We start from the raw sequence: 13,497 nt of genomic DNA on the forward strand, positions 1-13,497 counted from the left end.
ACGATACCCAGCGTATCAGGTACGCTGGGTATCGATAACCAGCCGGATCAAAGGAGATAGCACATGCCCGTGGATCGTCAGCCTCAAACCGTGCGGAAGGCCGTGGTAGTCGGTGGCAACAGGATCCCGTTCGCCCGGACAGGCGGTGCGTACACCAAGTCGTCCAACCAGGACATGCTCACCGCAGCCCTGGACGGCCTGATCGCCCGCTTCGGCCTGCAGGAGGAGCGCATCGGTGAAGTGGCTGCGGGCGCCGTCCTCAAGCATTCCCGGGACTTCAATCTGACGCGCGAAGCAGTGCTGGGGTCGGCGCTGTCACCGGAAACTCCCGCCTATGACCTGCAGCAGGCCTGCGCCACCGGCCTGGAAACAGTGCTGGGCCTGGCCAACAAGATTAGGCTCGGCCAGTTGGACTCCGCCATCGCAGGCGGTGTGGACTCCGCCTCCGACGCACCGATCGCCGTCAGTGAAGGACTCCGCGAGGTGCTGCTGGACCTCAGCCGCGCCAAGACACTCCCGCAGCGGCTTCAAATCCTCGCCCGCCTGCGCCCCAAGGACCTCGCCCCGGATGCACCGAGCACCGGAGAGCCCAGGACAGGACTGTCGATGGGCGAGCACCAGGCACTGACCACGGCCCAGTGGAACATCTCCCGTGAGGCGCAGGACGAGCTTGCCCTCAACAGCCACCGGAACCTCGCCGCCGCCTACGATGCCGGGTTCTTCGACGATCTCCTCACGCCATACCGGGGGCTCACCCGGGACTCCAACCTCCGGCCAGACACAAGCCCTGAAAAGCTGGCGTCCCTGAAGCCGGTGTTCGGCCGGAGCCTCGGTTCGGAAGCCACCATGACGGCCGGCAACTCCACGCCGCTGACCGACGGTGCCTCCACGGTGCTGCTCGCCTCGGAGGACTGGGCCGACGCGCACGACCTGCCCAAGCTCGCCACCGTCCTGGACGGCGAGGCAGCCGCCGTGGATTTCGTCCACGGCAAGGACGGGCTGCTGATGGCGCCGGTGTTCGCCGTCCCCCGCCTGCTGGCACGCAACGGCCTCACTTTGGACGACATCGACTACTTCGAGATCCACGAGGCCTTCGCCGGGACGGTACTGAGCACGCTCGCCGCCTGGGAGGACGAAAAGTTCGGCCGTGAACGACTCGGGCTGGATGGCGCCTTCGGCAAGGTCGACCGGTCCAAGCTGAACGTCAACGGATCATCGCTGGCAGCCGGGCACCCGTTCGCTGCCACGGGCGGACGCATCGTGGCCACGCTTGCCAAAATGCTGCATGAGAAGGGCAAAGCCGGCGGGCGCCCCGCCCTGGGGCTCGTGTCCGTCTGCGCCGCCGGCGGCCAAGGCGTCGTCGCGCTGCTCGAGGCGTACTCGACAGGAACCACCGCGGGGGACATCCATGACTGACACCTATGCACGGCTGGTTAACCACGGCCTCGGACGGGATCTGGCACGGAAGCTCGGCCTGCCGCAGCCGGCCGACCTGCGGCGCTACCGGCCCGGCCAGCCCTTGATCGACGGCCCCGTTCTGGTGCGTGGCTCCGGACCCGGCGCCGACAGAATCGCAGCGGCGCTGCTTTCGTGGGGACTCGATGTCCGCCGCCACGCTGTTCCCAAGGAACGGCTCGGCGGAATCGTGCTGGTCCTCGACGCCCTCGAGGCCCCCGGCGACCTGGAGCAGCCGGTCCTCGCGGCAGCCCCGTCACTGCGCGACCTTGCGCCCGGCGGACGGGTAGTCACCGTTTCGCGCGTCCCCGGCGGAACGCCGGCCACGGCCGCCGCCCGACAAGGGGTGGATGGGCTGCTGCGGTCACTGGCCAAGGAACTGCGCGCCGGCGCCACCGGTAACGGCATCGTCCTTGCGGAGGACGTCAGCCCCACCGCCCCCTCCGCCCTGGGGGCGCTGCGCTTCTTCCTTTCCGGCCGGTCCGCGTTCGTGGATGGCCAGTTCATCCGCGTCAGTTCCGCCGAAGGCCGCCTGCCCGACGACGCCGACGCACCACTCGCGGGGAAGGTCGCCGTCGTGACCGGCGCGGCCCGAGGGATCGGTGCCGCCATTGCCCGGACACTTCACCGTGACGGCGCCACCGTTGTGGCAGTGGACGTTCCCGCGGCCGGGGACCACCTGGCGGAGGTTGCCAACGGGATCCACGGGACCGCGCTGCAGCTGGACATCACACGTGACGACGCCGGGCAAAGAATCATCGACCACGCAGTGCACCGCCACGGCCGGCTCGACGTCGTGGTCCACAATGCCGGCATCACCCGGGACAAGCTGCTGGTCAACATGGACCAGTCCCGGTGGGGTTCGGTTATCAATGTGAACATCGCCGCCCAGCTGCGCATCAATGAGGCCCTCCTGGCCTCCGAGCACTTCCGTTCCGAGCCGCGCATCGTTTCGGTTGCCTCCACGAGCGGCATCGCCGGCAACCGCGGACAAACCAACTATGCGGCGTCCAAGGGCGGGGTTATGGGTATGGTCCGCGCCACCGCACCGCTGCTGGCGCAGCACGGCGGTTCAATCAACGCCGTGGCACCCGGCTTTATCGAGACGGAGATGACGGCACGGATTCCCTTCGCCACCCGGGAAATTGCGCGGCGGCTGAATTCCCTGCAGCAGGGAGGGCTGCCGGGGGACGTTGCCGAGGCCATTTCCTTCCTCGCGGGCGATTCCGCCGGGGGCATTTCCGGAGAGGTACTGAGGGTGTGCGGACAAAACCTGGTGGGGGCATGACTAGCGGCCAGCACCTCATCCTGGGGGAGATGCCGTCCCTCTCCAAGTTGTACGTGAATGCCGCGGCCACGGCGGCCCGCCGCAGGATCCTGGGCTCGCATGCCGCCGCCGTGCTGCCCGCCGTCAGCCACGAAGTCCGGGACGTCCGTCCCGACGTCGAAAACCTCACGGCCTACCAGCATCTGCTGGGTGAGACCGCCAGTGACGTGCTGCCGGCAGGGTTCATCCATGCGCTGGCGTTCCCCGTGGCCATAAGCGTCATGAACCGCGACGACTTTCCGCTGCCTCTGCTGGGAATGCTCCATCTGCGGAATGTCATTGAGTACAGCAGGCCGGTCAGGTTCACTGAACCGCTGGAAATTGTGGCCAGGGCGGAGACGCTCCGGGCGCACCGCGCCGGAACCCAGGTGGATATCGCGGTGGAGGTGCGCGCCGCCGGCGAAAGCGCTGCGTGCTGGTGTGGCGTGTCCACCTATCTCGCCAAGGGCGTGTTCCTGCCCGGCATCGACAAGGCCTCGGCAACAGCCGCGCCGCAGGGTTTCACCGCCCCGGACCCCACAGGGCTCTGGCAGCTTGGCGTGGACACCGGCCGCGCCTACGCTGCCGTGTCCGGGGACTTCAATCCGATCCACCTGAGTGTCCTTTCCGCCAGAGCCCTGGGCCTGCGCCGGTCCATCGCCCACGGCATGTACCTGGCGTCGAGGGCGCTGGCGGACGTGGGCTCGGCCAAAGGCGATGCCTTTCGCTGGGACGTGGAGTTCGAGGCTCCGGTTTTCCTGCCCGCACGGGTGGCGCTGGACATTTCGACGGCAGAGTCTGTGGACGGCGGCTGGCAGCGGTCCGACTATGTGGCCTGGAGTCCGCGGTCCGGCCGGAAGCACTTCAGCGGATCGGTGGCGGCGCTGTAGCCAGGGGTGTGCTGCACAGCAGAGCTGCTCGGCTACTTGCCGTTCGGCTTGGCGACCCGGAGGATGCGGTGCAGGCTGAGCAGGATTGATCCGGCCGCGCTCGGCGTGCCGCCGCCGTCGCCTTCGGCGGCGGTGCGGTCCTCGAGGGAGGCGACCGCCTCTTCAGCCGCCCGGAACAGCTCAGCCTGCCGGTCGACGTCGTCCTCCTCCGCCGCACGAAGTACTTCACCCACGGCGGAAAGGGCCTCCGCGAGCGGTTCGCTGTAGGGCAGCGGGATGGTGAAGGGCATGTCCTCGCTCCAGATGACGTCGGCAAGCACCTCCGTCATGTCCTGGATGTGGAAGGTGATGTGCTCCAGGTCGCGGACGTTGCGGTAGTCCTTGTCCACGTCACGCGGGTGGAAACGGCGCCGCGGGTTTTTCGCCCTGCTCGCGTCAGCCTTCTGGACCGCTGCCCGGACCGAGCGGGCCGACTGGGCCAGGTCCTCGGACCGGCGCGACCAGTCCTCGTGTTCGGGCGGCCATTTTTCGTGCATCGCGGCGCCCATGTCGGACAGCTGGCGGGCCAGGGACAGCCGCAGCTCAGCGAGGCTGAGGGCGGCCGCGTTGAAGTGCAGCGGCGGGAACACCAGCAGGTTCACGGCAATGCCGACCACCACGCCCACGCCCATCTGCAGCAGGTAGCCGAAGGAGAAATCGTCCGGATTCTGCCCGCCTACCAGCAGCACCAGCAGGGCCGCCGTCGGAATCCAGTCCCGGCCGGCGCCCAGGCGCGGGAGCCCCGCGAGCAGGACGCCCAGTGCCATGACCGCTGCCACGGTGAGGGGCGTGGCTCCGAAACTGATGAGAAGGAACGCCAGGCCGATGCCCGCTCCCAGGCCAACCAGGGTCTGGAAGCCCTGGCGCATGGAACCCGAGACGTTCTCGTACATTGCCACCAGTGCGCCGAGCGGGGCGTAGTAAGCGTATTGGGCGGCGCCACCGGGCATGAGAGGGGCCACCCAAAACGCGATGCCTGCCGCCAGGCCCGCCTTGGCGGCGAGCTGAAGACGCGGTGCGGCGAGGGCCCGGGCCATCCTGGTGGCCACTGACTGCCAGATCCTGCGTGGCAGTGGATCACGGGACGCTGTCTGGTGCTGTTCCGAGGAGCTCATCGGGTCCCTGCGGTGCTAGCCGGCTCCGTGGCCGGGGGCCACTTCCTCGCCGGCCTTGACCGGCCCCGGCGGAGTGCCTTGGCCGAACGGGCTGCCCCCCAGGGACTCCCTGCCGTGGGCGCTCAGCCACCCGGACAGCTCCGGGCCCGCGGGGACGATCTGGGTGGGATTAATGTCCTCATGCACGATGTAGTAGTGCTGCTTGATCTGCACGAAGTCGATGGTGTCCCCGAAGCCGGGCGTCTGGAAAAGGTCCCGGGCATAACCCCACAGCGCAGGCATTTCGGTGAGCTTGTTCCGGTTGCACTTGAAGTGGCCGTGGTAGACGGCGTCGAAACGCGCGAGCGTGGTGAAGAGCCGGACGTCCGCCTCGGTGATGGAGTCGCCCACCAGGTACCTCTGGCCGGAGAGCCGTTCCTCCAGCCAGTCCATCGCGTTCCACAGCCGGGTGTAGGCAGCATCGTAGGCCTCCTGGGACCCGGCGAAGCCACACCTGTAGACACCGTTGTTGACCTCGGTGAAGACGCGCTTGTTAACGCTGTCGATTTCCCCACGCAGATGCTCCGGGTACAGCCGCGGCGCACCCGGGCGGTGGAAGTCCGTCCATTCCGTGGAGAAGTCCAGCGTGATCTGGGGGTAGTTGTTGGTCACCACCGCGCCGCTGGCGATCTCCACCACCGCAGGAACCGTAACACCGCGCGGGTAGTCCGGGAAACGGCGGAAGTAGGCCTCCTGCAGCCGCTCGATGCCCAGCACGGGATCCTTGCCGTCCGCGTCCAGGTCAAAGGTCCAGGACCGGGCATCGTGGGTGGGGCCGGGCTGACCGAGGCTGATGGCGTCCTCGAGCCCCAGGAGCCTGCGCACGATGACGGTGCGGTTGGCCCACGGGCACGCCCGCGCGGCAATCAGCCGGTAGCGCCCCGGTCCCGCCGGCCAGCCTGGTTCACCGTTCGGCCCGGGGGTGCCGTCCCGGGTGATGCGGTCCTCAATGTAGTTGGTGTCCCGGGTGAACTCGCCGCCGGTGACATAGGCGCCCTTTGTACTGTGGGGTTCCGTGCTGCGGGGCTCCGCGCTGTGGAATTCCCTGGGCTGGGATTCCGCGGCGTGGCGTCCCCTGCTGTGTGCTTCGACTGTGCTGGTCTTCTCACTCATGGCACCAGACTATGTTGCCGCTCCAAAGACCCGCGACATCGGCAGCCAGGCAGCCACCCAGCACGCTGCTACCACCAGCGAGAACAGGGTGATCCAGACGCCTGACGGCACGGCGGTGGCGCGGTAGAGGATGTAAGCGTCGGAGGACCGCAACTGGTCCCGGCGGCGGAGGTGGACGTTTGTGAGCTTGAGCAGGTCCCGGACGGCGGCAACGAGGAGGGCCAGGCCCAGAATGATCGCCACATGGCCGGTGAACGCTGCGGGCACATTGATGATCATGGCCGCCACCGCCACCACCGCCCCGAGGAGGATGAGCACGCCGGCGGCGTTGCGGATGAAGATCAGCGAGACCAGCAGGACCAGCAGTCCGGCAGACAGGGCGGCCGGGCCCCAGCCGCTGAAGCCCGCCCACACCAGGGCGGCGCCGGTCACTCCGGGAACGGGATAGCCCCAAAAACCTGACCAGACGGCGGCGGCACGTCCCCGGGTGTAGGAGGTGGTGGTGCCGCCGTGATTCAGCTGCAGGCGGATGCCGCCCAGCCGCTGGCCGCTGGTCAGGGCAGCAAAGGCGTGCCCGAGTTCATGGGTGATTGTTGCGAGCAGGCCGAAATAGCGCCAGGTTGCGCGGGGAACGGACAGCACCGCCGCAATAAGCAGGACAGCCACGAGCTCGGTGACGGAGACCGCGGGAACGGCCGTCTGGGTGAATCCGGCAGCCACCCGGTCCCACCATTGTTCGGGCAGGGACGGGCCGGGGACTTGCGCATAAACCATAGGAGTCAAGGCTACAGGGGCTTTGCCTTTGGGGTCCGGCTCACAGTCCGGGCAGCGTGGGCGGATCCTCCGTCAGCGATGAAGCGTCGTCCGGAACCACCAGATGCAGCATGCTTTCCACGGGGGCTTCACCCATCGCGACAAGGAGCTCATTGATTGACATCTGCCCGGCAAGTTCACCGGGATGTTCCTCTTCCATACCTAGAACATATGTGCGAATGCCGCCGGCAGCGGCGAAAGACACGCGGCAACACCTGATCACGGGCGCTGCCCGTCCCATGCGGTGCGGGGTTGTAGCAGTGCGGCCCGGAGGGGGTCCACGATTGAAGTACACACCAATCCCGAGAGAAGGAAATCATGGCCACGCTGAAGGAACGCCTGCACGGGGACGTCGTTGCACATCTGAAGGAGCACAACAAGGTGGCCCTGGGCACCGTGCGCAGCGTCCTGGGCGAGATCGAAACCCGGGAGAAGTCCGGCAAGACGCCGGTGGAGCTCGACGACTCGCAGGTGACGGCACTGCTGCAGAAGGAGGCGGCGAAACGGCGCGACACGGCCCGCATCTACACGGAAGCCGGGGAAACGGGGCGGGCCGCGGCGGAAGTCGCCGAGGCGGAGGTCATTGAGGCTTACCTGCCGAAGGCCCTCTCTGCTGCAGAAGTGGAAAGCATCGTGGACGAGGTCATCGGGGGCTTGCGGGCCGACGGCGCCGAGCTGTCCGTGCGGCATATGGGAGCCGTGATGAAGCCGGTCACGGCCCGGGTGGCAGGCCGCTTCGACGGAAAGGCCGTGAGCGACATCGTCCGTCAGCGGCTCACCTGAACAAACGCCGTGCCACGGCATCCCGGCAACCTCCGGGCAATCGACACTGTCCGGCAATGGGAGGACGATAAAGGTACACCAACTGTTAGGAGGTCGGTGATGTGCTATTCATCGTGTGAGGGATGGCGGAATTACAGGAAGGAAGCGGCTAAGGAGGCTGAGGGACGCCCGGAAGCAAGGCCGGCCGAGACCCCTGAACCCCAGGTGCAGGCTGAGGAAAGCAGGATGTGGGCCTACCTCGCCCGTCTGGAGGAAACCGCTGACCATGAGCCTGGCCGCATCCGCGAGAACGCGTAGGCACAGCAAAGAAGGGCCCCGCCGCTGCGGGGCCCTTCTTTTTTCCTTCCACTTGGCCTTTTGCTAGAGGAGGCCTGCCGCTATGTCCTGCCCGATCCGGCGCAGCAGGGCGGCTGACAGCGCGGGGTCCCTGGCGGAGTCCCGGTCGGTGTAGTCTGCCAGCGTGTAGACCCGGCTCAACGCCATCTCGGCCCAGCGCTCCCTCGGCAGCAGAGAACGGCCAGCCACCGCGATGATGGGGCGGCCGCCCGAGCGCCGGGCGACGGCGGCTGGAAGTTTCCCGGCCAGGGTCTGTTCGTCGATGCTTCCCTCGCCGGTGATGACAACGTCGCAGCTGTCCTTTCTGGTGTTGAAGTCCAGCAGGTCCAGGAAGTAATCGGCGCCTGACACCTGCGTGGCACCCAGCAGCAGGCAGGCGAAGCCGAGTCCTCCGGCGCTTCCGGCACCTTCGTGGTTGGCCAGGGCTTCGGCCCGGAGGTCGCCTGCCTCGGCCAGTTTGGACACGTAGTGTGCCAACCCGTCGTTGAGGGCTGTGATCTCTTCCGCTCCGGCACCCTTTTGGGGGCCGAAAACGGCGGGTGCGCCTTGGCGTCCGAGCAGCGGGTTATGGACGTCGCTGGCGACGATGAGTTCCGTCTCGTCCAGTTCCGGCAGGCCGGTCCGCTCGACAGCGTGGATCTGTGCCAGGGACTTGCCGCTGCCGGAGAGCTGGCGGCCCTCCGCATCCAGGAAGCGGTAGCCGAGGGCGGTGAGCATGCCCATGCCGCCGTCAGTGCTGGCGCTGCCGCCCAGGGCCATGACGACCCTGGCCGGGTTGAGGCTGAGGGCGAAGAGGACTGCCTCGCCGAAGCCGCGGCTGGAGGCATTCAGCGGTTCCAGCTTCCCGTTTGGCAGCAGCGCCAAACCGCAGGTGTTGGCGACCTCGACGACGGCGGTGGTTCCGTCAAACGCGATGCTTGCCTGGACGGGCTGGCCGGTGGGGCCGGCCACGGTGTAGCAGCGGCGGGTGAAGCCGGAGGTGACGGCGGCATCGACGCTGCCGTCACCTCCGTCCGCCAGGGGGAGGAGTTCGCAGCGGACCGCTCCGGCTTTGCCGGACGCATCAGATACGGAGCGCAGCCCGGCGGCCAGGGCCTCGGCTACCTCGCCGGCGGTGAGGCTGCCTTTGAACTTGTCAGGCGCGATGAGGGTCCGGACGGTTTTCGGGGCGGTTGGGCTGGTCATGTCAGACGGTTTCCGAGTAGGCGGGGCGACGGTCGTTCGTGGAGGATGTGGCGTCGGTGGCGGGTCCTGCGTGCCTGGCGCCGGTTTCCTTGGGGGCGTGGTGGCCGTACTCGGCCAGGTCGTCGTCGATGTCGGTGACTTCGGCGAGGTGGACGGGGTCCTCGGACGGCATGGGCTCGACGGTTTCGCCGTTGAAGACGCGGCGGACACGGTCGGCGTCGAGGGTGCGGTCCCACCAGGCGATGAAGAGGGTGGCGACGGCGTTGCCGGTGAAGTTGACGAGCGCCCGGCACTCGGACATGAACTTGTCAATGCCGAAGATGAGCATGATGCCCGCGGCGGGGATGGTGCCGATGGTGGTCAGGGTTGCGGTGAGGGCGATGAAGCCGCCGCCGGCAACGCCTGCCGCGCCCTTGGAGGTCAGCAGCATGACAGCGAGCAGGCCGAGCTGCTGGCCGATGGTGAGGTCCGTGTTGGTGGCCTGGGCGATGTAGAGGGCGGCCAGGGAGAGGTAGATAGCGGCGCCGTCGAGGTTGAAGCTGTACCCGGTGGGGACAACGAGGCCGACTGTTTCCTTCTTGACGCCGGCGTGCTCGAGCTTGCGCATCAGGCCTGGCAGGGCCGGTTCGGCGGTAGAGGTGCCGAGGATGAGCATGTATTCCTCTTTGAAGTGCTTGAGCATCTTGAAGATGTTCAGCTTCAGGAAAGCCATGATGGAGCCGAGCACGATCACCACGAAGAGGATGGAGGTGATGTAGAACAGGGCGATCAGCCCGCCCATGCTGGTCAGGGAGGAGACACCGAACTTGCCCACCGCGTAGGCCATCGCGCCGAAGGCACCGATCGGGGCGGCCTTCATGATGAAGCGCAGGATCTTGAACATCACCCCGGTCAGGCGCTGCACGCCGTCCAGGACCGGCGCGCCGACCTTGCCCATGGCATTCAGGGCGATGCCAAAGACCACGGCGATGAAGATGATCTGCAGGATGTCGCCTTCGACGAAGGGACCGACGATGCTCTTCGGGATGATGTGGGTGAGGAACTCCCACCACTGCTGGTTCTGGCCGGCGTCAATGAGTTTCGCGGCAGATTCGGAGGTCTCGATCTTGCTGGCATCGGCGTTGACGCCTTCGCCGAGCCGGAAGACGTTGATGGCCACCAGGCCGAAGGTCATGGCGCAGATGGTGCCGATCTGGAAGTAGGTCAGGGCCTTCAGGCCGGTCATGCCGACCTTTTTCAGGTCGGCGACACTGGCGATGCCGCCCACGATCGTGAGGAACACGATGGGGCCGATGAGCATCTTCATCGCATTCACAAAGGTGGTGCCGATGGGTTCCATGGCGACGCCGGTGCTCGGCGCAAGCCATCCGACGAGGATGCCGATGACGATGGCGGTCAGCACCCAGAAGTACAGCTGCCTGTACCAGCGGGTCTTGCGGGCCGGCGCGGTGCCGGCGGTGGTGATGTGGTCCATGATTCCTACCTCATTGTGGAATGTCGCTGGAGATATTCTGAAGTGTATGGGGGGCGTTCGACGGCGGCCCAAGGGTCCCTACGCGAGCTTGCGAGCGTTGGGGAGGGACATCCGCGACGACGGCGGCCCGCCGGCCGCCGTCGTCGTCGTTTCAGTTAGACGGCGACCGGGGCGAGGGTCAGGGCCTTGATGATGGCCTCGGTGACATCGTCGGTGTTGGCGTCGCCTCCGACGTCGCGGGTCAGGTGGCCGGCACCTGTTGCTGCTTCAATGGCCGCCTCAACCTTCCGGGCCTCCTCGTGCAGGCCGAAGTGGTCCAGCATCAGGGCGGCGCTGGCGATTGCGCCGATCGGGTTGCTGATGCCCTTGCCGGCGATGTCCGGGGCGGAGCCGTGGACCGGTTCGAACATGGACGGGAAGCGGCGCTCCGGGTTCAGGTTGGCGCTGGCCGCCAGGCCGAGGCTGCCGGCCAGCGCCGAGCCCAGGTCCGACAGGATGTCCGCGTTCAGGTTGGACGCAACCACCACGGACAGGTCCTCAGGCTTGAGGATGAACTTTGCGCTCATGGCATCAACCAGGACACTCTCAGTCTGGACGTCCGGGTAGTCCAGGGCCACGCGGTTGAAGGTTTCGTCCCAGAGGACCATGCCGTACTGCTGGGCGTTGGACTTGGTAACCGAGGAAACCTTCTTGACCGTGCGGGTCCGGGCCAGGTCGAAGGCGAAGCGCATGATGCGCTCGCAGCCCTTCTCGGTGAACAGCGCGGTCTGCAGGGCGACTTCGTTGCCCGGACCGCGGCCGCTGAGGTTGCGCCCGCCCAGTCCGGCGTATTCGCCTTCGCTGTTCTCGCGGACCACGATCCAGTCGAGTTCGGTGTTGTCCGCCTTCCGCAGCGGGGACTGGACGCCGGGGAGGAATTTGACCGGGCGGATGTTGGCCCACTGGTCGAAGTTCTGCGTGATGTTCAGGCGCAGGCCCCAGAGGCTGATGTGGTCCGGGACGTTTTCCCAGCCGACGGCGCCGAAGTAGATGGCGTCGAATTCCTTCAGAACTTCCAGGCCGTTGGGGTCCATCATCTGGCCGGTCTTTTCGTAGTAGCCGCAGCCCCAGGGGAACTCCGTCCACTGGAAGGCGAACTTGCCGCCGGAGTTCTCTGCCAGGGCGTCCAGCACGCGGCGGCCTGCGGAAACCACTTCCTTGCCGACGCCGTCTGCGGGGATTGAAGCGATGCTGAATGTCTGGTTGGCGCTCATGCCGACCTCCTCGTTGAGTGTGTTGGCAGCGTGATCCTGTTAGCGGGGTCACACCGTTTTTCTTCCTCTTCAAGTAGACGGTCCGGCGGCTACGCGCGTCCAAGACTTAGTTTCGATACGGGAGATAGGATCTGCCTATCAGTCTGGAACCTTACCGGTGTCGGGATCCTGCACCACGTGCAGCTCAGCAACCTTCAGGAACGCCCGGGCGGCAGGCGTCAGGTCTTCCCTCCTGCTCAAAATCGCAACATCGAGGTGGGAAACCGGTTCGATCTGCAGTGTGCGGAGCCCTGCCTTGTGCGCCGTCGGCGCCCAGGAGGAGGGCATGACAGCGTGCCCGACGCCGGCCAGCACCAGGGGCAGGATGGAGGTCCGGTGTGCCACTTCGACGACGATTTCTGTGTTCACGCCCCGCGCCAGCGCATCGTCCACAAGCCAGCGCATCAGCGAACCGCGCTGGCTGGCGATCAGCCGGTGGCCGCCCAGGTCTTCGCGCTGGATGGTGGTCCCCGGGGTGAACGTGTCCGCCTGCGGGTTCACGATGAGGATCAGCGGCTGGCGTTCGAGGTCCAGCACGTTGACTCCCGGGACCCGGATGGGGCTTGCTGAGCCGGCGAGCCCGATCTCCGTGCTGCCGGTCCTGACGGATTCAATGACCTCCTCCGGCGTAAATGCTGCGCTGACGTTGAGGCGGACGGAGGGGTGGAGCCGGGTGAACCCGGCGATCATGGAGGTCAGCGGCTCGATGCCCGGGGATGGCATGGTGATGATGTCCAGCCGGCCGCTCCGCACGCCGCGGAGTGACTGTACTGCGGACTGGGCAGCGTCCAGGTCGCGCATCACCAGCCGGGCGGGGCCCACAAGTTCCTTTCCGGCTTCACTGAGGACGGCCCGGCGCCCGATCCGGTGGAACAGCGGCACACCCAGGTCCTTCTCCAGGCTGGCGATGGTCTGGGACAGGGACGGCTGTGCAATGAGCAAGTGCTCTGCCGCGCGGTTGAATCCGTCGTGGTCAACGACGGCCAAAAAATACTTCAGCTTTCGCGTGTCCACGCCAGCTCCTATCCCGGTGCGCTCTGCTGTTTGCCCCGGGCCCGGCCCTGCGATGGACTCTGCAGTGGAACCGCCTGCCGAGGCCCTGATAGCTTACGCCTATCAGCGGCCGGGTTGGTGTGCTTCAGGGCTGTCCGCGGGCCGCCGGATCTGCTGGCATACTCGGAGCATGGCCGTCACCTTCGAATGCACCACACGGACAAGCATGGGCATGACCGAGCTGTTTGACCGTTCCCGAAGCATTGACGCGCACAAGCAGTCGATGGCCAACTCCCGGGAGGAAGCCATTGGCGGCGTCACGTCCGGGCTGATTTCCCTGGGGCAGGAGGTGACCTGGCGCGCCTGGCACTTCGGGCTGCCGATACGGATGACGAGCCGGATCACCGAGATGCAGGCACCCCGTTACTTCGTTGATGAACAGGTCCGGGGGCCGTTCCTCCGCTTTCGCCACGTCCACGAATTCAGTGAGGTCCCGGCCGGAACCGTCATGGTGGACCGGATCGACTTCGCGGCACCCTTCGGTCTCCTGGGACGCCTTGCCGAGAAGCTGTTCCTGGCGCGCTACCTCCGCAAGCTCATTGACACGCGCAACCTCCACCTGACCGCCGGCGCACGGGCGTCATAACCGGACCAGAAACCGTGG

Annotated in this window: 13 protein-coding genes; 5 read left to right on the forward strand and 8 right to left on the reverse strand. The window is 66.8% G+C overall.

The genetic code is table 11. The features are described from left to right. Window positions 1–63 precede the first annotated feature (63 nt). Genes ABRP34_RS02955 through ABRP34_RS02965 form a run of 3 tightly spaced genes read left to right on the forward strand, consistent with a single transcriptional unit; the run spans window position 64 to window position 3,651 of the window. Window positions 64–1,416: an acetyl-CoA C-acetyltransferase gene (locus ABRP34_RS02955; protein ID WP_353712206.1), complete on the forward strand. Its 1,353-nt coding sequence runs from the start codon at window positions 64–66 to the stop codon at window positions 1,414–1,416. Next, window positions 1,409–2,743 (forward strand): 3-oxoacyl-ACP reductase, encoded by a 1,335-nt coding sequence (locus tag ABRP34_RS02960; protein ID WP_003802302.1) that lies wholly within the window; start codon window positions 1,409–1,411, stop codon window positions 2,741–2,743. Before ABRP34_RS02955 ends, ABRP34_RS02960 begins: the two co-directional genes overlap by 8 nt. Next, the gene (locus ABRP34_RS02965; RefSeq protein ID WP_003802301.1) at window positions 2,740–3,651 is read left to right on the forward strand and encodes a MaoC/PaaZ C-terminal domain-containing protein; all 912 of its coding nucleotides are present in this window, start codon (window positions 2,740–2,742) and stop codon (window positions 3,649–3,651) included. Before ABRP34_RS02960 ends, ABRP34_RS02965 begins: the two co-directional genes overlap by 4 nt. A 32-nt stretch (window positions 3,652–3,683) precedes the next feature. Here the strand turns inward: ABRP34_RS02965 and ABRP34_RS02970 are convergent, their stop codons facing one another. Genes ABRP34_RS02970 through ABRP34_RS02985 form a run of 4 tightly spaced genes read right to left on the reverse strand, consistent with a single transcriptional unit; the run spans window position 3,684 to window position 6,975 of the window. Next, window positions 3,684–4,805: an FUSC family protein gene (locus ABRP34_RS02970; protein ID WP_083839640.1), complete on the reverse strand. Its 1,122-nt coding sequence runs from the start codon at window positions 4,803–4,805 to the stop codon at window positions 3,684–3,686. 15 nt (window positions 4,806–4,820) lie between these two features. Beyond that, a complete protein-coding gene (locus ABRP34_RS02975) occupies window positions 4,821–5,957 on the reverse strand; it encodes a glutathione S-transferase C-terminal domain-containing protein (RefSeq protein WP_353712207.1) in 1,137 nt (378 codons plus the stop codon). Between the two features lie 9 nt (window positions 5,958–5,966). Further along, window positions 5,967–6,731, reverse strand: a complete 765-nt coding sequence (locus ABRP34_RS02980) for a M50 family metallopeptidase (protein ID WP_353712208.1) — start codon at window positions 6,729–6,731, stop codon at window positions 5,967–5,969. A gap of 40 nt (window positions 6,732–6,771) precedes the next feature. Next, window positions 6,772–6,975 (reverse strand): hypothetical protein, encoded by a 204-nt coding sequence (locus ABRP34_RS02985; protein WP_003802292.1) that lies wholly within the window; start codon window positions 6,973–6,975, stop codon window positions 6,772–6,774. Window positions 6,976–7,088: 113 nt separating this feature from the next. On the opposite strand from ABRP34_RS02985, the gene ABRP34_RS02990 reads away from it, so the two are divergent. Continuing rightward, window positions 7,089–7,553 (forward strand): GatB/YqeY domain-containing protein, encoded by a 465-nt coding sequence (locus tag ABRP34_RS02990; protein WP_003802291.1) that lies wholly within the window; start codon window positions 7,089–7,091, stop codon window positions 7,551–7,553. A 360-nt stretch (window positions 7,554–7,913) separates the two neighbouring features. Here ABRP34_RS02990 and ABRP34_RS02995 read toward each other — a convergent pair whose 3' ends face one another. The 4 genes from ABRP34_RS02995 to ABRP34_RS03010 form a co-directional block, all read right to left on the reverse strand. After that, window positions 7,914–9,074: a glycerate kinase gene (locus ABRP34_RS02995; RefSeq protein WP_353712209.1), complete on the reverse strand. Its 1,161-nt coding sequence runs from the start codon at window positions 9,072–9,074 to the stop codon at window positions 7,914–7,916. A 1-nt stretch (window position 9,075) separates the two neighbouring features. Beyond that, complete coding sequence (dctA, locus tag ABRP34_RS03000) at window positions 9,076–10,548, reverse strand: C4-dicarboxylate transporter DctA (RefSeq protein WP_353712210.1); 1,473 nt, start codon at window positions 10,546–10,548, stop codon at window positions 9,076–9,078. 155 nt (window positions 10,549–10,703) lie between these two features. Continuing rightward, window positions 10,704–11,801 (reverse strand): tartrate dehydrogenase, encoded by a 1,098-nt coding sequence (locus ABRP34_RS03005; RefSeq protein WP_353712211.1) that lies wholly within the window; start codon window positions 11,799–11,801, stop codon window positions 10,704–10,706. 138 nt (window positions 11,802–11,939) lie between these two features. Beyond that, complete coding sequence (locus ABRP34_RS03010; protein WP_003802281.1) at window positions 11,940–12,854, reverse strand: LysR family transcriptional regulator; 915 nt, start codon at window positions 12,852–12,854, stop codon at window positions 11,940–11,942. Between the two features lie 211 nt (window positions 12,855–13,065). On the opposite strand from ABRP34_RS03010, the gene ABRP34_RS03015 reads away from it, so the two are divergent. Next, window positions 13,066–13,479 carry an SRPBCC family protein gene (locus ABRP34_RS03015; protein ID WP_353712212.1) on the forward strand — a complete coding sequence of 138 codons (414 nt, stop codon included), beginning with the start codon at window positions 13,066–13,068 and terminating at the stop codon, window positions 13,477–13,479. Window positions 13,480–13,497 lie beyond the last annotated feature (18 nt).

The organism is Arthrobacter sp. K5, from assembly GCF_040448525.1.
Taxonomy (GTDB): Bacteria; Actinomycetota; Actinomycetes; order Actinomycetales; family Micrococcaceae; genus Arthrobacter; species Arthrobacter globiformis.